19 protein-coding genes are annotated in these 19,189 nt (G+C 70.1%); 13 read left to right on the top strand and 6 right to left on the bottom strand.

The genetic code is table 11. The features are described 5' to 3' along the window. Window positions 1-2,451, top strand: coding sequence for a ComEC/Rec2 family competence protein (locus ACWGST_RS04435; RefSeq protein ID WP_452045434.1), 2,451 nt, complete (start codon window positions 1-3; stop codon window positions 2,449-2,451). A 26-nt stretch (window positions 2,452-2,477) separates the two neighbouring features. Next, the gene (holA, locus tag ACWGST_RS04430; RefSeq protein ID WP_452045433.1) at window positions 2,478-3,530 is read left to right on the top strand and encodes a DNA polymerase III subunit delta; all 1,053 of its coding nucleotides are present in this window, start codon (window positions 2,478-2,480) and stop codon (window positions 3,528-3,530) included. A gap of 424 nt (window positions 3,531-3,954) precedes the next feature. Here the strand turns inward: holA and rpsT are convergent, their stop codons facing one another. The 4 genes from rpsT to ACWGST_RS04410 form a co-directional block, all read right to left on the bottom strand. Beyond that, entirely contained in the window at window positions 3,955-4,215 is a 261-nt protein-coding gene (gene rpsT, locus ACWGST_RS04425; protein ID WP_452045432.1) for a 30S ribosomal protein S20, read from the bottom strand. A 131-nt stretch (window positions 4,216-4,346) separates the two neighbouring features. After that, entirely contained in the window at window positions 4,347-5,177 is an 831-nt protein-coding gene (locus ACWGST_RS04420; RefSeq protein WP_452045431.1) for an alpha/beta fold hydrolase, read from the bottom strand. 3 nt (window positions 5,178-5,180) lie between these two features. Further along, the gene (locus tag ACWGST_RS04415) at window positions 5,181-5,804 is read right to left on the bottom strand and encodes a response regulator (RefSeq protein ID WP_452045430.1); all 624 of its coding nucleotides are present in this window, start codon (window positions 5,802-5,804) and stop codon (window positions 5,181-5,183) included. Continuing rightward, complete coding sequence (locus ACWGST_RS04410; RefSeq protein ID WP_452045429.1) at window positions 5,801-7,072, bottom strand: sensor histidine kinase; 1,272 nt, start codon at window positions 7,070-7,072, stop codon at window positions 5,801-5,803. Before ACWGST_RS04410 ends, ACWGST_RS04415 begins: the two co-directional genes overlap by 4 nt. Before the next feature lie 79 nt (window positions 7,073-7,151). On the opposite strand from ACWGST_RS04410, the gene lepA reads away from it, so the two are divergent. Genes lepA through hemW form a run of 3 tightly spaced genes read left to right on the top strand, consistent with a single transcriptional unit; the run spans window position 7,152 to window position 10,959 of the window. Then, complete coding sequence (gene lepA, locus ACWGST_RS04405; RefSeq protein ID WP_452045428.1) at window positions 7,152-9,005, top strand: translation elongation factor 4; 1,854 nt, start codon at window positions 7,152-7,154, stop codon at window positions 9,003-9,005. 44 nt (window positions 9,006-9,049) lie between these two features. After that, complete coding sequence (locus ACWGST_RS04400; RefSeq protein ID WP_452045427.1) at window positions 9,050-9,691, top strand: DUF1990 family protein; 642 nt, start codon at window positions 9,050-9,052, stop codon at window positions 9,689-9,691. 2 nt (window positions 9,692-9,693) lie between these two features. Continuing rightward, complete coding sequence (hemW, locus tag ACWGST_RS04395) at window positions 9,694-10,959, top strand: radical SAM family heme chaperone HemW (RefSeq protein ID WP_452045426.1); 1,266 nt, start codon at window positions 9,694-9,696, stop codon at window positions 10,957-10,959. On the opposite strand, the gene ACWGST_RS04390 is transcribed toward hemW, so the two are convergent. Together ACWGST_RS04390 and ACWGST_RS04385 are read right to left on the bottom strand one after the other, a co-directional pair. Then, window positions 10,943-11,329, bottom strand: coding sequence for a DUF4870 domain-containing protein (locus ACWGST_RS04390; RefSeq protein WP_452045425.1), 387 nt, complete (start codon window positions 11,327-11,329; stop codon window positions 10,943-10,945). The genes hemW and ACWGST_RS04390 overlap by 17 nt on opposite strands. Before the next feature lie 148 nt (window positions 11,330-11,477). Further along, window positions 11,478-11,867: a DUF4870 domain-containing protein gene (locus ACWGST_RS04385; RefSeq protein ID WP_452045424.1), complete on the bottom strand. Its 390-nt coding sequence runs from the start codon at window positions 11,865-11,867 to the stop codon at window positions 11,478-11,480. Window positions 11,868-12,055: 188 nt separating this feature from the next. On the opposite strand from ACWGST_RS04385, the gene hrcA reads away from it, so the two are divergent. The 8 genes from hrcA (at window position 12,056) to era (ending at window position 19,155) form a co-directional block, all read left to right on the top strand. After that, entirely contained in the window at window positions 12,056-13,078 is a 1,023-nt protein-coding gene (gene hrcA, locus ACWGST_RS04380) for a heat-inducible transcriptional repressor HrcA (protein ID WP_452045423.1), read from the top strand. A 52-nt stretch (window positions 13,079-13,130) separates the two neighbouring features. Beyond that, window positions 13,131-14,231, top strand: coding sequence for a molecular chaperone DnaJ (gene dnaJ / locus ACWGST_RS04375; RefSeq protein WP_452045422.1), 1,101 nt, complete (start codon window positions 13,131-13,133; stop codon window positions 14,229-14,231). Between the two features lie 13 nt (window positions 14,232-14,244). After that, the gene (locus ACWGST_RS04370; RefSeq protein ID WP_452045421.1) at window positions 14,245-14,979 is read left to right on the top strand and encodes a 16S rRNA (uracil(1498)-N(3))-methyltransferase; all 735 of its coding nucleotides are present in this window, start codon (window positions 14,245-14,247) and stop codon (window positions 14,977-14,979) included. 24 nt (window positions 14,980-15,003) lie between these two features. Further along, the gene (locus ACWGST_RS04365; protein ID WP_452045420.1) at window positions 15,004-15,366 is read left to right on the top strand and encodes an HIT domain-containing protein; all 363 of its coding nucleotides are present in this window, start codon (window positions 15,004-15,006) and stop codon (window positions 15,364-15,366) included. 106 nt (window positions 15,367-15,472) lie between these two features. After that, complete coding sequence (locus tag ACWGST_RS04360; protein ID WP_452045484.1) at window positions 15,473-16,492, top strand: PhoH family protein; 1,020 nt, start codon at window positions 15,473-15,475, stop codon at window positions 16,490-16,492. Continuing rightward, window positions 16,489-16,950, top strand: a complete 462-nt coding sequence (gene ybeY / locus ACWGST_RS04355; protein WP_452045419.1) for an rRNA maturation RNase YbeY — start codon at window positions 16,489-16,491, stop codon at window positions 16,948-16,950. The genes ACWGST_RS04360 and ybeY overlap by 4 nt, the downstream gene beginning before the upstream one ends. Before the next feature lie 2 nt (window positions 16,951-16,952). Beyond that, the gene (locus ACWGST_RS04350; protein WP_452045418.1) at window positions 16,953-18,269 is read left to right on the top strand and encodes a hemolysin family protein; all 1,317 of its coding nucleotides are present in this window, start codon (window positions 16,953-16,955) and stop codon (window positions 18,267-18,269) included. Further along, on the top strand, window positions 18,262-19,155 hold the full coding sequence (era, locus tag ACWGST_RS04345; RefSeq protein ID WP_452045417.1) for a GTPase Era: 894 nt from the start codon (window positions 18,262-18,264) through the stop codon (window positions 19,153-19,155). The genes ACWGST_RS04350 and era overlap by 8 nt, the downstream gene beginning before the upstream one ends. Window positions 19,156-19,189: the final 34 nt, after the last annotated feature.

The following is a 19,189-nucleotide window of genomic DNA, read 5'->3' as shown; positions in this document are numbered from 1 at the left end:
ATGCGCGACCTTCGACTGCTTGCGCCCGCAGGCTTCGCATGGCTGGCGGCGTGGTGTGCCATCGGGCTCCCGGGCGGGCATGCCGCGGCGGCGGTCGCCGCGTGGGGTCTGTGGGGGCTTGCCGGCATCGCGGCCGTCGTCGCGGTCACCGGGCCGTTGCGTGAACGCGGTCGTCAGGCACCTGCCGTCCAGGCTGTCGCGGGTGGTGCCGTCGCTGATGCTGCCGCCGTCGGCGGTGCCGCGGATGCGCGCGGGGTCGGCCGCCCGATCGTGCGGGCGGCGGCGACGTTGCTCGTCGTGCTCTCGGCCGGCGCGTTGGCGACGAGTGCCGCGGCGATCGGGCTGGGTGCGCGCGAGGACTCACGCCTTGCAGCCGCGGCCACCGCCCATCGCACCGCCGAGGTCGTGATCGACCTGACCGGGGCACCGCGGGCGATGCGCACGAGCTGGTTCGCCGGGGGCGACGCCCCGCCGCTGAGGGTCGAGGCACTCGTCGTCATCGTCGACGGCGCTCCGGTTCGGCCGGTGTCGGTGACGACCGCGCTGCGGCTCCCCGCCGAACAGTTGCAGCTCGGCTCCCGCGTCGGCTTCACTGCGCGAGTGAAGCCACTGCCGGCCGAAGACGGTGCGGCGTTCCGATTGACGGCGGTCGGCGACATCCGCTCGGCCGGGCCGCCACCGGCCTGGCTCGGCTGGACCGTGCCGCTGCGCATCGGCTTCGCCGGGGCCGCGAGCGCGCTCGGCGGCGACGGCGGCGCACTCGTGCCCGGCCTCGCGATCGGCGACACGAGCGCCGTCGACGAGAGCCTCGACGCGGCGATGAAGGCCTCGTCGCTCAGTCACCTGACCGCGGTCTCCGGGGCGAATTGCGCCATCGTCACGGCCGCCGCCTTCGCCCTCGCCGCACTGCTCGGCCTGCCCCGGCTGCTGCGCGTCGTCATCGCACTCGCGGCGCTGACCGGGTTCGTCGTGCTCGTGACGCCCGAGGCGAGCGTCGTTCGCGCGGCGGCGATGGCGGTGGTCGTGCTCGTCGCGATCGCGGCAGGGCGCCCGGGCGGCGGCATCGCGGCGCTCTCGTTCGCGATCGTCGTGCTCATCGCGGTCGACCCGTGGTACGCCCGCGACTACGGGTTCGCCCTGTCGGTGTTCGCGACGGCCGGCCTGCTGCTGCTGGCACGGCCGCTGACCGTCGTGCTCGCCCGCTGGATGCCCGTGCCCATCGCCGCCGTGATCGGCGTGCCGCTCGCGGCGCAACTGGCCTGTCAGCCGGTGCTCGTGCTGCTCGACCCGGCACTCGCGCTCTACGGCGTGCCGGCGAACCTGCTCGCGGCGCCGGCCGCGCCCGTCGGCACGGTCATCGGCCTCATCGGATGCCTGCTGCTGCCCGTGCTGCCGTCGGTCGGGTACGCGTGCCTGCAGCTCGCGTGGGTGCCGGCATCGTGGATCGCAGTGCTCGCGCGGGCCTCGTCGGCGCTGCCCGCCGCGCGTCTCGAATGGCTGCCGGATGCCCCGGGGGCGCTGCTGCTCGCGGCGTGCACGGCGATCGTGCTCTGGCTCGCGTTCGGGTCGCGGCGACGGCCTCGTCTTCGGCGGGCGGCCGCAGCGGTGCTGCTCGTCGCACTGGCCGTGCCGGTCGGCTTCTTCGCGGGCCGCCCACTCGTCACGGCCGCCTCGAGGCCCGCACAATGGGATGTCGCGGACTGCGACGTCGGGCAGGGCGATGCGATTCTCATCCGCTCGGCCGAGGCGACCGCGCTCATCGACACAGGGCCCGAGCCGGCCGCGCTCTCGCGGTGCCTCGCGCTGCTCGGCGTGGACCGCCTCGATGTGCTCGTGCTCACCCACTGGGATGCCGACCATGTCGGGGGAGTTTCGGCGGTCGCGGGCATCGTCGACACCGTGCTGCACGGTCCGCTCGACGGCGGTCGATCGAGTCGCGCGTTGGATCCGCTGGTCGCCGGTGGTGCCGAATCCGTCGAGGTCGTCGCAGGGTACGGCGGCACCCTGGGCGACGCCCGGTGGCGCGTGCTCTGGCCGAAGGCGGGCGTCGAGCCCGGCAACGACGCGAGCGTCGTGCTCGATGTCACGGCGCCGGGCTACCGCGGTGTCTTCCTCGGTGATCTCGGCGAGGAGGCGCAGGCGCGCATGCTCCGCTCCGCCGCGGTGGGCCGCGCCGATCTCGTGAAGGTCGCCCACCACGGCTCCGCCGACCAGAGCGAGCGACTCTACGAGCAGCTGAGCGCGGCGGTCGGGGTCATCGGCGTCGGCGCCGACAACGGGTATGGCCATCCAACCGATCGCGCCTTGCAGATGCTGCGCGCCCACGGCGCCGCGGTCGTGCGCACGGATCGATCGGGCACCGTGCTGTTGACCGCCGACGGCGCCGGCTTCGATGTCTGGAGCGAGCGCGGCGACCCGGGCGCAGCCGGCGGTGTCGGCCCCGCCCCATAGACTCGATGTGACGAAGGGGAGGTGCGGTGGCATCGCGCACAGCTGCATCGCGCACAGAGGGCTCGCGCGCTGGCGCATCGCCCAAGACGAAGACGGCGATTCCGCAACTCGCGTGGCACGCGATCAGGCCGGCGCCGATCGTGCTCGTGACGGGCGCTGAAGACGTGCTCGCCGAGCGGTCGATCACGATGCTGCGCGACTTCCTGCGCTCCGAAGACCCGGCCCTCGAGGTGACCGACCTCGAAGCCGACGGCTATCGACGCGGCGAACTCATGACGCTCGCGAGCCCATCGCTGTTCGGCGAGCCCCGACTCATCAGGGTCAGCGGCGTCGAGCGCGCGAGCGACGACTTTCTGCTCGACGCACTCGACTACCTCGATCAGACGGCGGAGTCGACGACCCTCGTGCTGCGCCATCGCACTGGTGTGCGCGGCAAGAAGCTGCTCGACGCGATTCGTGCCGGCCGCGGCGACGGCATCGAGATCGTGTGCGCCGAACTCAAGAAAGACGCCGAGAAGCAAGACTTCGCGGCGGCCGAGTTCCGCGCCGCCGGCCGCAAGATCAGCCCCGGCGCTCTTCGCGCCCTCGTGGGGGCGTTCAGCGACGATCTGCGCGAGCTCTCGGCGGCGTGCCGGCAGTTGCTCGCCGACGCTCCGGCCGACATCACCGAGGCCGTCGTCGCCCGCTACTATGGCGGCCGCGTCGAGACCAACGCCTTCGCAGTGGCCGACGCCGCGATCGCAGGGCGGCACGGCGAGGCGCTCGTCGCACTGCGGCACGCGCTCGACAGCGGTGCAGACCCCGTGCCGATGGTCGCCGCGTTCGCCATGAAGTTGCGCACCATGGCCAAGGTTTCGGGTACCCGCGGCGGGGGAGCGCAACTCGCGGGATCGCTGGGCCTCGCCCCCTGGCAGGTCGATCGTGCCCGGCGAGATCTCGCCGGCTGGACCGACGAGGGACTCGGCCGCGCGATCGAGGCGCTCGCCGCGACCGACGCCGCCGTCAAAGGCGCCGAACGCGACCCCGTATTCGCCCTCGAGCGCCTCGTCGGCGTCATCGCCTCGCGCGGCCGCGCCTGAGCAGCCCTCATACCCCTGGTCGAACGGGCACTCGATGCCCCATGCGCCGCAACGAGGCGCCCGAGCCACTCATCCCCGGTCGAACGGGCACTCGATGCCGCGTGTGCCGGCGGGAGGCGGCATCAACTGCCCGCTCGTCGGATTGTGTTCGAGCAGGGTAGGGGCGGGCCTGCGTCAGCTCGGGCACGATGGCGCCCCTCGAACCCCTCGAACCCGTCGAACCCCTCGACCCCCTCGACCCCCTCGACCCCCTCGACCCCCTCGAACCCGTCGAACCTGTCGAACGGGCACTTGATGCCGCGTGTGCCGGCGGGAGGCGGCATCAACTGCCCGCTCGCCGCAACAGGCGCTGCGCACGGATGCTCCGGGCATGACGAAGGCCCCGGCGCAATGCGCCGGGGCCGTCATCGAGTGCGTGTTCGCGTCAGAGCGCGGCGACCTGCTTCGCGAGAGCCGACTTGCGGTTCGCGGCCTGGTTCTTGTGGATGACGCCCTTGCTGGCGGCCTTGTCGAGCTTGCGGGTCGCGGCGCGGAGGGCGGTCGTCGCCTTCTCCTTCTCGCCTGTCGCGATCGCGTCTTTCGCGCTGCGGATGAAGGTCTTCAGCTCGCTCTTGACGGCCTTGTTGCGCTCTTGCGCCTTGAGGTTCGTGCGGTTGCGCTTGATCTGCGACTTGATGTTTGCCACGTGGAGTTCGTCTTTCGTTCTTGTGCGGGTACCGGATGTGCCGGGAAAGGTAGAGGGGCCTCACCGGCGAATCGTGCGGGGTGGGACCCACACGCAAGCCAACAGGCAACGATACCAGCTCGGCGGGTGCGTCACCAACGCCCGTAGCTGCGAGTTGCCCGGGGAACTCGTGCCGTCGCCCGCCGGTCGAGTTCGGCGACGGCGCCCAGCACGATCGCCGCGAACTCGTCGGGCTTGACGAGGCTCACGAGGTGCGTCGCACCGGGCACGATCGCGAGGCGGGCGTCGGGGGCGGCCCGCAGCATCCGCCGTTCGTCGAGTCTGAAGTGGTCGAAGCGGCCGTTGACGAGCCAGACCGGCACACCGACCGTCGCGAGGGCGGTTTCCGGGTCGAGACGGCCGACCGCCTCGAGCGCCGGCGCCATGACGTCGAGTGCGACGCCGCCCGCGAGCACGTCGTCGGCCGCCCTGCGCGGGAGCATGAGCCGTGCCATCGCATCGTTGAGCCACCGTCCGCGATCCGGCATCCGCCCGATCGCCGCGGCCAGTCGGCGGTATCCGCCGAGGGGCGCCCCGCGCGGCCGGGTGCTGCATGCCGCTGCGACGAGCCCGTCGAGACGGTCGGGATGCCACGCGGCGAACTCGATCGACAGGTACCCGCCGAGGCTCAGCCCGACGAGCAGCCGCGGGGTCGCGTGTGCAGCCTCGCGCGCGCCGGCAGCCTCGCGCACACCGGTCATGTCGTCGGCGACGCGAGCGCCGCCGGGCAGAGGATTCAACGCCGAGTCGATCAGGTGCAGTGCCGCGTCGACCGAGAACGGCTCGCCGATGCGACTGCCGTGACCTGGCAGGTCGATCGCGACGACCTCGAGGTCGTGCGCACCGAGCAGTTCGAGCTGCCTGCGCCACATCGACGACGAGGTGCGCAGGCCGTGGACGAGCACGACGCGAGCACGAGGCATCCGTCAGCCCGCCCTGATCGCGCCCAGTTCGCGCGCCCTCGCGACCGCGGCGGTTCGCGAACCGACGCCGAGCTTCGTGAAGATGTGCACGAGATGCGACTTGACGGTCGCCTCGCTGAGGTAGAGGGCGCGGCCGATCTCGCGATTGGTGCGGCCCTCGGCGACGAGCGAGAGCACCTCGGCCTCGCGCACGGTGAGCCGCTCGACGCTCGCGAGCGAGGCATCGAGTCGCGACGACACCCCGGGAGCGAGGGCGGAGTCGCCGACCGCCGCCGCATGCACGGCGGCGATGAGCTCGGCGGGCGGCGCGTCCTTCAAGAGGTAGCCGCTCGCCCCGGCCTCGATCGCGCCGAGGATGTCGGCGTCGGTGTCGTAGTTCGTGAGCACGAGCACGCGTGGCGCGCCCGGCCGCGAGCGAATGCGCCGGGTCGCCTCGGCTCCCTGCATCGCGCCGGGGTACTGCAGGTCCATCAGCACGAGATCGACACCGGATGCCGCGGCCAGGCGTACCGCGTCTTCGGCCGTCGTCGCCTCGCCGACGACGTCGAGATCGGGTTCGCTCTCGAGCATCGCGCGGATACCGGCGCGGACGACGGGGTGGTCGTCGCTGAGCAGGATGCGGATCACGGCATCACCACCGGGATGCGCACCGACACCGCGGTGCCGTCGCCGGGAGCCGACTCGATGTCGACGTGGCCGCCGAGGGCCGCGGCACGTTGCCGGATCGCGCGCAGGCCGAAGCCGTCGGCGATGCGGAGGCGCGCATCGGCGCCCTCGTGGATACCGCCGTCGCCGTCGTGTTCCGTGCTGCCGCCGGCCGTCGAGGTGCGGAACCCGACGCCGTCGTCGACGACATCGAGCGCGATCTCGTCGCCGAGGTAGCTGAGCGTCACCGAGGCGTGCGTCGCGTTCGCGTGCTGCAGTACGTTCGCGAGCGAACCCTGGGCGATGCGGAGCAGCGCCGCGTCGGCCGCCATCGAGAGCATCACCGGATCGCCGCTGGTGGAGAACTCGACCCGGAGCGGCGTGCCCGCCTGCATCGACTGCTCGGTCGTCGACTCTGTGAGACGCCGGAGCGCCGCGGGTAGGGACTGCGCGTCGAGCGAGGGCGGGGCGAGCTCGCGGATGAACCGGCGCGTCTCGCCGAGGTTCTGGGCAGCCGTCTCGCGGGCGAGCCGCAACTTCTCCCGCGTGGGCTCGTCGGCGATGTCGCGCTCGGCGGCGTGCAGCAGCATCTGGATGCTCGAGAGCCCCTGCGCGACGGTGTCGTGGATCTCTTTCGCGAGCCGTTCGCGCTCGGCGAGCGTGCCCGCTTCGCGGCTGGCCGCAGCGAGCTCCTCACGCGTCGCCATGAGATCGAGGATGAGTGCCTGGCGCTCCTGCGTCTCCTGTGCCATCGCGCGATACCCGAGCCCGATGACGATCGCGACGCCGGCGCTGATGAGCGGGCCGAGGATCGAACCGACCTCGAAGCCCAGGTGCGTGGCGGTGCCCCAGACCGACAGTCCGAAGGTCACCACCACGAGGGGAACGGCGATCGGGGCTGCGAGCACGTGCAGTTCGAGGAAGAAGAGCGGGAAGGCGAGGAACGCGGCATCCGGTGTCATCGCCGACATCGCGACCCACAGCACCAGCAGGCTGAGCAGCCACACCACCCGCGCCCACGTCGGCAGGTTGCGATGCGCCGCCGCGACTCCCGCGCCGTAGCACGCGAGGAACGCGACGGCCAGCACCGTGACCCCGATCTCATCGGGCGCGTCGGCGAGCAGCGCCCGCACGACCACGAAGAGGGTGAGGCCGACGACGAGCACGTGCAGCCCGAGTCGGAGCGCGGTGAAGACCGGCCGCAGGGCCGAAGGAGCGACGCGTTCGCTCGGAATCTGAATCACCGCCATTTGCTCTGAGCGTAGCCCGGAGGCGCGCCACGAGGCATCCGTCGAAAGTCTGAAGCGAAGTCATGGGAGAATCGACAGGATGTCCCCGAGAGCCATGAACCCGCCGGTGCCTGCTGTCACCGATCCCGCGCTGATCCGCAACTTCTGCATCATCGCGCACATCGACCACGGCAAGTCGACCCTCGCCGACCGCATGCTCGGTATCACCGGAGTCGTGAGCGATCGCGACATGCGCGCGCAGTACCTCGACCGCATGGACATCGAGCGCGAGCGCGGCATCACGATCAAGAGCCAGGCGGTGCGCATGCCGTGGCAGCTGGGCGACACCTCATATGCGCTCAACATGATCGACACGCCCGGTCACGTCGACTTCAGTTACGAGGTCTCACGCTCGCTCGCTGCGTGCGAGGGCGCGATCCTGCTCGTCGACGCGGCGCAGGGCATCGAGGCGCAGACGCTCGCGAACCTCTACCTCGCCCTCGAGAACGACCTCGAGATCATCCCCGTGCTGAACAAGATCGACCTGCCGGCGGCCGAGCCCGAGAAGTACGCGAAAGAGCTCGCCGACCTCATCGGCGGTTCGCCCGACGACGTGATGAAGGTCTCGGGCAAGACCGGTGTCGGCGTGGAAGACCTGCTCGACCGGGTCGTCGAGCGCATTCCCTCGCCGGTCGGCGATGCGAACGCCCCGGCGCGCGCGATGATCTTCGACTCCGTGTACGACAGCTACCGCGGCGTCGTCACCTACGTGCGCATGATCGACGGACACCTGAACCCGCGCGAGCGCATCCAGATGATGTCGACGCGTGCGACCCACGAGATCCTCGAGATCGGCGTGAGCGCGCCCGAGCCGCTGCCTTCGAAGGGGCTCGGCGTCGGCGAGGTCGGCTACCTCATCACGGGTGTGAAAGACGTGCGCCAGTCGAAGGTCGGCGACACCGTGACGACCGCGGCGAAGCCCGCAGCCGAGGCGCTGCCGGGCTACACCGAGCCGCTGCCGATGGTCTTCTCGGGTCTGTACCCGATCGACGGCAGCGACTACCCCGAACTGCGCGAGGCGCTCGACAAGCTGAAGCTGTCGGACGCTGCGCTCGTCTACGAGCCCGAGACCTCGGTCGCGCTCGGGTTCGGCTTCCGCTGCGGGTTCCTCGGCCTGCTGCACCTCGAGATCGTCACCGAGCGCCTGCAGCGCGAGTTCGGCCTCGACCTCATCGCCACCGCGCCGTCGGTGGTCTACGAGGTCACGACGGAAGACAAGAAGACGGTCACGGTCACGAACCCGAGCGAGTTCCCGACCGGGGCGAAGATCACCGAGGTGCGCGAGCCCATGGTGCGCGCCGCGATCCTCGCGCCGAAAGACTACGTCGGCACCATCATGGAACTCTGCCAGTCGCGCCGCGGCACCCTCATCGGCATGGAGTACCTCGGCGAAGATCGTGTCGAGATCCGCTACAACATGCCGCTCGGCGAGATCGTGTTCGACTTCTTCGACCAGTTGAAGTCGAAGACCGCCGGCTACGCCTCGCTCGACTACGAGCCCACCGGCGACCAGGCCGCCGACCTCGTGAAGGTCGACATCCTGCTGCAGGGCGAGCAGGTCGACGCGTTCAGCGCGATCGTGCACCGCGAGAAGGCCTACGCCTACGGCGTGCTCATGACGGGGCGCCTGCGCGAACTCATTCCGCGCCAGCAGTTCGAGGTGCCCATCCAGGCCGCGATCGGCGCTCGCATCATCGCGCGCGAGTCGATCCGCGCCATGCGCAAAGATGTTCTGGCCAAGTGCTACGGCGGCGACATCAGCCGCAAGCGCAAGCTCCTCGAGAAGCAGAAGGAGGGCAAGAAGCGCATGAAGATGGTCGGCCGCGTCGAGGTGCCGCAAGAGGCGTTCATCGCCGCGCTCTCGGGTGACGTCGAGAAGAAAGACAAGAAGTAGTCCGCGGCCAGAGCCGTCACAGCCTCCGTCCGTAGAATCGAAGCATGACCCGCCGAAGCACCTTCACCGACCAATCGGTCACCTACGGCGCCATCGGGGCGACGCTCGCGCCCGATCTGCTGCGATACCCGCCGGCCGGCTACCGGCCCGCTGAAGACTCGGTGCGGCTCGGTTCGGGCGTCGAACGTTTCGAGCGCTCGGCCGAGGCGCTCATGACGTGGGGCATCCAGCGCGGCTCGGGCTTCGAGGTCGCCGACATCTCGACCGGCACGGGCGCCCAGTACCCGGGCATCGTCTACGACGCCGAGGGCGCGCCCCTCGCCGACCAGCCAGCCCCGCGCATCGAGGAGCGTTTCGGCGCCGACGGCACGCCCTACATCGCCGCGGGCATGACGGCCACGCTCGAGCGCAAGCGCCGCTTCGGCGTCGCGAAGACGCCCGTGCTCGTCGTCTACGTGATCGATGAGCCCGACCGCATCGGCTTCGCCTACGGCACGACCGCCGAGGGCCCGGAGAGCGGCGAGGAGTCGTTCATCCTCGAGCGCCGCGAGGGCGACACCGTCTGGCTGACCATTCGTTCACTGCTCGCGACCACGAGCACGGTCGGCGGTCCAGGGGTGCGCAAGCGTCGCCGCGAGCTCACCAAGCGCGAGCTGCGGGCACTGCACCCGGCGGGCGGCGCCTAGTCGTGGCATCCGCTCTGCCGCTCGGCGACCCCGCGCCCGCCGACGGACTGCTGCCGGCCTCTGCGGCCGTCGGCGCCGCAGACCGCGCGTTCGGCGTGTACGTGCACGTGCCGTTCTGCCGAGTCCGCTGCGGGTACTGCGACTTCAACACCTACACTTCCGACGAGCTGCGAGGTGCGCGCCAGGTCGACTACGCCGACCACGCGATCTCCGAGATCCGGATGTCGCGGCGCATGCTCGAGGCATCGGCGGTGCCGTCGCGACCGGCGTCGACGGTGTTCTTCGGCGGCGGCACGCCGACGCTGCTGCCGGCGGCCGATCTCGTGCGCATGCTCGCGGCAGTGCGCGAGGAGTTCGGGTTCGAGTCGGGCGTCGAGGTCACGACCGAGGCGAACCCCGACTCGGTGCGGCCCGACGACCTCGTGCGTCTCGCCGAGGGCGGCTTCACGCGCGTCTCGTTCGGCATGCAGTCGGCTGTACCGCACGTGCTCGCCGCGCTCGATCGTACGCATGACCCGGCTCGGGTGCCGCTCGTCGTGCGCTGGGCGCGCGACGCCGGCCTCGACGTCAGTCTCGACCTGATCTACGGCACGCCGGGCGAGTCGATCGACGACTGGCGCCGCAGCGTCGAGGCGGTCGTCATCGAACAGCCCGACCACGTGAGCGCGTACGCGCTCATCGTCGAGGACGGCACGAAGCTCGCGCGGCAGATCCGGCGCGGCGAACTCGCGCAACCCGACGACGACCTCGAGGCCGACATGTACGAGCTCGCCGACGAGCTGCTGGGTGCGGCCGGTTACGAATGGTACGAGGTCAGCAATTGGGCGACGGATGCCTCGCACCGGTCACGGCACAACCTCGGCTACTGGCGGGGTGACGACTGGTGGGGCGTCGGCCCCGGCGCGCACAGCCACGTCGGCGGCGTGCGCTGGTGGAACGCGAAGCACCCCTCGGCCTATGCCGACCGCGTGACCGCGGGCGCCTCGCCCGCCGTCGGCCGCGAGACGCTCGATGCGCCGACGCGCGAGGTCGAGCGGGTGCTGCTGCTCACTCGCATCCGCGAGGGCATCGCCGTGGCGTCGCTGCACGCCGGTGGTCGTCACGCGGTCGCCGGGCTCATCGCCGACGGTCTGGTCGACGCGAAAGCCGCCCTCTCGGGAGTGGTGACACTCACCAGAAGAGGGCGGCTGCTCGCAGACGCCGTGGTCAGGCGGCTGCTCGACGACGCGTCGGAGTTCGCTGGGCCGGGTGTCAGCTCACGAACTTGATCGACATCGGGTAGGTGTACGGCTGGCCCTGGTTGGCCTTCACCGCGGCGATGATGCTGAACACGATGATGACCACGTAGACGGCGAGGATGATGAAGATGCCGATGACGATGATCGTCAGCACGTAACCCACGACGAGCGCGATCGTCATCGTGATCTGGAAGTTCAGCGCGGTCGCCGTGTGCGCTCGAACGAACGGACCCTTGTCTTTCAGGATCAGGTAGCCGATGAGCGCGGGCACGAAGCTGAAGAAGATGCCGCCGATGTGGATCAGCGTCGCCCAGAGCTTCTCGTCGGCCGGGCTGAGCTGCTGGCTCGGCTGCTCGTAGGGGTTCACCGGCGGCGGGGGAGGCGGGGTGGCATCGGACATGGTGTCTCCTTGGTCGGGTCGCCCGGGGGGCGAGGGTTCGGTCTCGACGCCCGACGAAGGGCGTCGAAACACTCCATGCTGGCACAGAAGAGCACGCCGGGTGAGGAATTCTCCCGGCGTGCTCGGTGCCTGCTCGCTTCGCGACTCGTTACTTGATGAGGCGCACGGCGAACGGGTAGCGGTAGTGCTGGCCGTCTTTCGCCTTCAGGAAGGCGATGATCGAGAACACGACGCTGACGATCCACGCGGCCCACACGAGCAGGAGTCCGATGAAGATGAACGCCAGGATGTACCCGATCACGTAGACGAAGAGGATCGTGATCTGGAAGTTCAGCGCCTCTTTCGCCTCGGTGTTCGTGAACGAGCCGCGGTCCTTGAAGACGAGCCAGATGATGAGCGACGGCAGGAAGCCGAGCACGCCGCCGAGGTGGGCGAAGGAGCCCCACTGCACGTCCTGCTCCTGCGAGAGGGGTGCGGCGGCGGCCGGCTGCTGCGGCGGGACGGGCTGGGCGGGGTCAGGAGTGTTGGGGTCGGTCATAGTGCGTGCCTTTCGGGTTCTGATGAACCGCGTTTCGCGCGACGGGTATCGCTGCCGGGGGGTGACTCGCGGGATACGCATACGGTATCGTCGCCGCCCGGCGCTGGCAACGGCATCGTGTCGGGATGTCGCGATATGATTAGCACTCAGTCAGAACGAGTGCTAAGCGGCTGAGGGAAGCGAGGGCCATGGTCTCCGAACGCAGCCTCGCGGTGCTGCGCGCGATCGTGCAGGACTACGTCGCGTCGCGCGAACCCGTGGGCTCGAAGTCCATCGTCGAGCGCCATGCCTTCGGCGTGTCGGCGGCGACGATCCGAAACGACATGGCGCTGCTCGAAGAGGAGGAGCTCATCGCGGCTCCGCACACCTCGTCGGGCCGCATCCCCACCGACAAGGGCTACCGCGTCTTCGTCGACCAGCTCACCGAGGTGCGCCCGTTGACCTCGGCGCAGCGGCAGGCGATCGAGACCTTCCTCGGCGAGTCGAGCGATCTCGACGAACTGCTCGCGCGCACGGTTCGACTCATCGCCCAGCTCACGGGTCAGCTCGCGGTCGTGCAGTACCCGAGCTTCGGCAGCGCCCGCGTGCGCCACGTCGAGCTCATCTCGCTCGCACCCGATCGCGTGCTCTGCATCCTCATCACCGACTCGGGGCAGGTCGAGCAACGCCTCGCCGAGCTCGAGCAGCCCGTCGACGACGAGACGCTCTCGTCGTTGAGCGCGCGGCTGAACGAGATCGCCGGCGGCCGGTCGATGTCGGATGCCGCGGACGCGCTGTCGGGCGAGATCGACCATGTCGACCGGCACCACGCCGCGGTACTGCACACGCTCGCGGTGACCCTCGCCGAGCAGGCGCGTGCCCAGCGCCAGGATCGCCTGGTGGTCGCCGGTGCGGCGAACCTCGTGCGCACCGAGCAGGACTTCGCCGGTTCGATCCTCGGCGTCATCGAGGCGATCGAAGAGCAGGTCGTGCTGCTCAAGCTCTTCGGCGAGATGGCGAGCGACGAGCACGCCGTCACGGTGCGGATCGGTCGTGAGAACGCCTCGTTCGGCCTCGGTGAGACCTCGGTGGTGTCGAGCGCCTTCGCGATCCCCGGCCGCGACATCTCGCGGCTCGGCATCGTCGGCCCCACCCGCATGGACTACTCCCACAGCATGGCGGCGGTACGCGCCGTCGCCCGTTACCTCTCCCGAACGCTCGGCGAGAACTGAACCCCGCCGCCCGGCGAACGCGACCGGTGGCAATCGAAAGGACAAGCCCTCCGTGGCAGACCACTACGAGGTCCTCGGCGTCTCCCATGACGCCACTCCCGACGAGATCAAGAAGGCGTACCGTCGCCTCGCGCGCGAACTGCATCCCGACGTCAACCCGGGCGCCGAGGCATCCGAACGCTTCAAATCCGTGACGCACGCGTACGACGTGCTGTCCGACCCGAAGCAGCGCCAGCAGTACGACCTCGGCGACCAGGGCGGCTTCGGCGGCGGTCAGAACTTCGGCGGGTTCGGGGACATCTTCGAGACCTTCTTCGGCGGCGCGCAGCAGAGCCGTGGGCCGCGCTCGCGCCGCGAACGCGGGCAAGACGCCCTGCTTCGCGTCGAGGTCGGTCTCGACGAGGTCATCTTCGGCACGCACCGCGACATCGAGGTCGACACCGCCGTCACGTGCGAGACGTGCCACGGCTCGTGCTGCCAGCCCGGCACCTCGCCCGTCACGTGCGACATCTGCCACGGCACCGGCTCGATCCAGCGTTCGGTGCGCTCGCTCCTCGGCAACGTCATGACGTCGAGCCCGTGCGGCACCTGCCGCGGCTACGGCACCGTCATCGCGACGCCGTGCGTGACCTGCCAGGGCCAGGGCCGCGTGCGCGCCCGTCGCACGGTGCCGGTCGACATCCCCGCCGGCGTCGACACGGGCGTGCGCCTGCAGATGCCGGGCTCGGGCGAGGCCGGGCCCGCCGGCGGCCCGAACGGCGATCTCTACCTCGAGATCAAGGTCAAGAACCACGACGTCTTCAGCCGCAACGGCGACGACCTGCTGTGCACCCTCGAGGTCTCGATGACCGACGCGATCCTCGGCACGCACGCGACGGTTCCCGCACTCGACGGCGACGTCGAGATCGAGCTCAAGCCGGGCCTGCAGAGCGGCGAGATCCTCACGGTGAAAGACCGCGGCGTCTCGCGGCTTCGCGGCTCGGGCCGCGGCGACCTCAAGGTCGGCATCCAGGTGGTCACGCCGACGAAGCTCTCGTCGAAGGAGCGCGACCTCATGCAGCAGTTCGCAGCGGCGAAGAAGTCGCCCGCGCCCGAGCTCAGCCATTTCCAGCAGGGCATCTTCGCCCGTCTGCGCGACCGGTTCCTCGGTTAGGCGGTCTGGGCCCGTGAGCCACCTCTACCTCGACGAATCGCTCGACCTCGCGGTCGTCCGGCCCGGCGTGACCGTGGCGCTCACGGGCGACGAGGCGCGACACGCCGTGACCGTCTCGCGGGTGCGAGCGGGCGAGCGCATCGCGATCGGCGACGGCCGCGGCACGCTCGTGCACGGTGTCGTCGCCAGGGCCGAGGCCCGCGAGCTCGAACTCACGGTCGACGACGTGCTCGTCGAAGAGCCGCCGTCGCCGCGCATCACCCTCGTGCAGGCACTCGCGAAGGGCGACCGCGACGAACTCGCCGTGCAGGCCGCGACCGAACTCGGCGTCGACGCGATCGTGCCGTGGGCGGCGAGCCGCTCGGTCTCCCGCTGGGAGGGGCCGAAGGCCGAGAAGGGCCGCCAGCGCTGGGCGACCATCGTGCGCGAGGCGGTCAAGCAGTCGATCAGAGCGTGGCTGCCGTCGGTGGCCGCGGTGACGACGACGGCGCAGCTCGCCGAGCGCCTCGACAGCCAGCGGATGCTGCTGCTCGAGCCGACCGCGACGGCACTGCTCACCGACATCCGACCCGACGGCCGCGATCTCGCACTCGTCGTCGGCCCCGAGGGCGGCATCGCACCGGCCGAGATCGAGCGCCTCGTCGCCGCCGGCGCCGAACCCGTGCGTCTCGGGGCGTCCGTGCTGCGCACCTCGACCGCGGGCCCGGCTGCGATCGCTGTGCTGAACGCCGCCCTCGGGCGGTGGTGAGGCATCCGTCGCTACGATGGAGTCATGACCGCCTCTCGCGCAGAACCGACCCTTTTCGAGCGCATCGCCGCCCGTGAGATCCCCGCGAGCGTGGTCGCCGAGACCGAGCGCGTCATCGCCTTCCGCGATATCGCGCCGAAAGCGCCCGTGCACGTCGTCGTGACCCCGAAGTCGGGGGAGTACCGCGATGTCGTCGAGCTCGCCGCCGGTGACCCGGGGTTGCTCGCCGAACTCGTCGACGTCGCACGCGGGGTTGCCGACGAGCTCGCCGACGGCCAATTCCGTCTCGTCTTCAACACCGGTGCCGAAGCCGGCCAGACGATCTTCCACGTGCACGCGCACATGCTGGCCGGCGGCCTCGAGGAGGCCACGCTTGCCCGAGAGTGAGCCGTACGCCGAGAACGACGAGCGCCTCGACGATGCGCCGGTCGATGAATCCGTCTTCGACGCACGCGCGCTCGATGAAGAGCGGCTGAGCGTCGACGGCATCGCCATGGTGCGCCTGCTCGGCCCGCAAGACCGGCTGCTCACCCAGGTGCAGCGCGAGTACCCCGGCGTGCAGGTGCACGTGCGCGGCAACGAGATCGCGATCCGCGGCGACGACGAGGGCCGCATGCACGTGCGCCGGCTGATCGAAGAACTGCTCGAGCTCGTGCGCAACGGGCAAGACCCCACCCCGACCGAAGTGAGGAGCTCGGCCCGCATGCTCGACGCCGATCCGAATGCCAAGCCGTCCGAGCTGCTCGGGCAGGTCATCGTCTCGAGCCGCGGCAAGACGATCCGGCCGAAGACCGAGGGTCAGCGCCGCTACGTCGACGCGATCGACGAGCACACCATCGTGTTCGGTATCGGCCCCGCCGGCACCGGCAAGACCTACCTCGCCATGGCCAAGGCCGTGCAGGCGCTGCAGCGCAAAGAGGTCAGCCGAATCATCCTGACCCGCCCGGCCGTCGAGGCAGGCGAACGCCTCGGCTTCCTGCCCGGCACCCTCACCGACAAGATCGACCCGTACCTGCGCCCGCTCTACGACGCGCTCAACGAGATGATGGACCCCGAGCTCGTGCCGAAGCTGCTCGCCTCGGGCACCGTCGAGGTGGCCCCGCTGGCATATATGCGAGGCAGAACTCTGAATGACTCGTTCGTCGTGCTCGACGAGGCGCAGAACACGACGCCCGAGCAGATGAAGATGTTCCTCACCCGCCTCGGCTTCGGTTCGCGCATGGTCGTCACCGGCGACATCACCCAGGTCGACCTGCCCACGGGGTCCAGCGGCCTGCGGCTCGTCACCCGCATCCTCGACCACGTCGACGACATCGAGTTCGTGCGCCTCACGAGCGACGACGTCGTGCGCCACACCCTCGTCGGCCGCATCGTCGACGCCTACACCGAGTACGACGCGCGCCAACAGGCGCAGCGCTTCGAGCGCGATCAGGCGCGCGAGTTCGCCAATCGCGCCGAACGCCGCGGCAGTGCCGGCCCCCGTGACCACCTGCCGAGAAAGGGCAAGGCATGAGCATCGAGATCAACAACGAGTCGGCGATCGAGGTCGACGAGGCGGCTCTGCAGCGCCTCGCCGTGTACGCGCTCGACGCGATGCACGTGCACCCCGATGCCGAGCTTGCGATCGTGCTCGTCGACGAGGGCGCCATGGAGCAACTGCACGTGCAGTGGATGGACGAGCCAGGCCCGACCGACGTGCTGAGCTTCCCCATGGACGAGCTGCGACCCGGTACCGACGACGCGCCGAGCCCGGCCGGGCTGCTCGGCGACATCGTGCTGTGCCCGCAGGTCGCCGAGGCGCAGGCACGCACCGCGGGGCATCCGCTCGGCGACGAACTGCTGTTGCTGACGACCCACGGCCTGCTGCACCTGCTCGGCTTCGACCACGCCGAGCCCGACGAAGAGAAAGAGATGTTCGGCGTGCAGCGCGACATCCTGGTCGGATTCTCCATGCAGGAGCGGCGCCGCTGACCATGCAGCCCTGGCTCTTCCTCGGCGCGGCCGTCGTGCTCGTCGCGTTCGGCGGACTGATGGCGGCCGTCGACTCGGCGATCGCCTCGACCTCGCGCGCCGACCTGACCGAGCTCGCCCTCGAGTCGCGCGCCCGGCGCTCGTTGCTCGCGATCGCCGACGATACCGGCGCCCACGTCAACGCGGTCAACTTCGTGCGCATCATCGCGGAGACGACCGCTGCGGTGCTCGTGACGCTCGCCTTCGCCTCGTTCCTCGACAATGTGTGGCTCGTGCTGCTGTACTCCGCGCTCATCATGACGGTCGTTTCGTTCGTGCTCGTCGGCGCGAGCCCCCGCAGCGTCGGCCGGGTCAACGCCGAGATCGTGCTGCGGCTCACCGCACCGCTCGTGCACTTCCTGCGCGTGCTGCTCGGCCCGCTCGCGGGCGCGCTCGTCTCGCTCGGCGACCGCGTGACGCCAGGTCGCATCCGCTTCGCCGGCGTCGCGAGCGAAGAGCAGTTGCTCAGCATGGTCGATGAGGCCACCGAGCTCGACGTGCTCGAAGAGGGCGACCGCGAACTCATCCACTCGATCTTCGAGTTCAACGACACGGTCGTGCGCGAGGTCATGGTGCCGCGCACCGACATGGTGACGATCGAGGCCGCGGCGCACCTGCCGAGCGCAATGGCGCTGTTCCTGAAGGCCGGCTACTCGCGCATCCCCGTGATCGAACGCGACGCCGACGACGTCACGGGCGTGCTCTACCTGCGCGATCTCGCCCGACTCGGCTTCGAACGGCCGCTCGACGCCGAGGGGCTCACGGTCGGCGAGCTCGTGCGCCCTGCGCTCTTCGTGCCCGAGTCGATGAAGGCCGATGCGCTGCTGCGGCAGATGCAGCTCGAGTCGAACCACCTCGCGATGGTCGTCGACGAATACGGCGGCATCGCCGGTCTCGTCACGCTCGAAGACGTCATCGAAGAGCTCGTCGGCGACATCGCCGACGAATACGACCGCGAGGCGGCACAGGTCGAAGACCTCGGTGGCGGGCGGTTCCGCGTGAACGTGCGGTTGCCGATCGACGAGCTCGGTGAACTCTTCGGGCTCGACATCGAAGACGACGACGTCGACTCGGCCGGCGGTCTGCTCGCGAAAGAGCTCGGCCGACTCGCTCAGCCCGGCGAACGGGTCACCGTGTCAGGCCTCGTGCTCGAGGCCGAGCGCACCGAGGGCCGGCGCAAGCGCATCTCGACGATCCTCGTCGAGCGCGACCAGGCGCTCATCGACGTGCAGAGCGCGTTCGAGTCGAGCGACACCGATGGAAGGAACACCCGTGGCTGAGTACCGTGCCGGATTCGTCTCGTTCGTGGGGCGGCCGAACGTCGGCAAGTCGACGCTCACCAACGCCCTCGTCGGCGAGAAGGTCGCGATCACGAGTTCGAAGCCGCAGACGACGCGCCGAGCCATCCGCGGCATCGTGCACCGCGAACACGGCCAGATCATCCTCGTCGACACACCCGGCCTGCACCGGCCGCGCACCCTGCTCGGCGAACGACTCAACTCGCTCGTGCAGTCGACCCTCGGCGATGTCGACGTCATCGCGTTCTGCGTGCCGGCGAACGAACCGATCGGCCCGGGCGACCGGTTCATCAACGAGCAGCTCGATCAGTACCCGCGGGCCAAGAAGGTCGCCATCGTCACGAAGACCGATGCGGCGTCGAAGGCGAAGATCGCCGAGCACCTGCTCGCCGTCTCGGAGCTTCGCGAGTGGGCGGCCATCATCCCGGTGTCGGCTCCGCGCGGCGATCAACTCGACGTGCTCGTCGACGAGCTGCTCGTGCTGCTGCCCGAGTCCGACCAGCCGCTGTACCCGGCAGAGACGCTGACCGACGAGGACACGAGCGAACGCATCTCCGAGTTCATCCGCGAGGCGGCGCTCGAGGGCGTCTCCGACGAGCTGCCGCACTCGATCGCGGTCACGGTCGATGACATGATCGAGCGCGAAGACAAAGACCTGCTCGAGATCTACGCGAACCTCTACGTCGAGCGCGACAGCCAGAAGGGCATCATCATCGGCAAGGGCGGTTCGCGCCTGCGCGAGGTCGGCACGACGGCCCGAGCTCAGATCGAGGGACTGCTCGGTCGCAAGGTGCACCTGGCACTGCACGTGAAGGTCGCGAAGGAGTGGCAGCGCGACCCGAAACAGCTCGGTCGACTCGGGTTCTGAGGCGGCCGCGCGCCGCTGCTGCGGTCGCCCGCCG

This window comes from Agromyces sp. NPDC055520 (genome assembly GCF_053619715.1).
The sequence above is the reverse complement of the archived record's forward strand: the minus strand, read 5'-3'. Positions and strand labels throughout refer to the sequence as shown.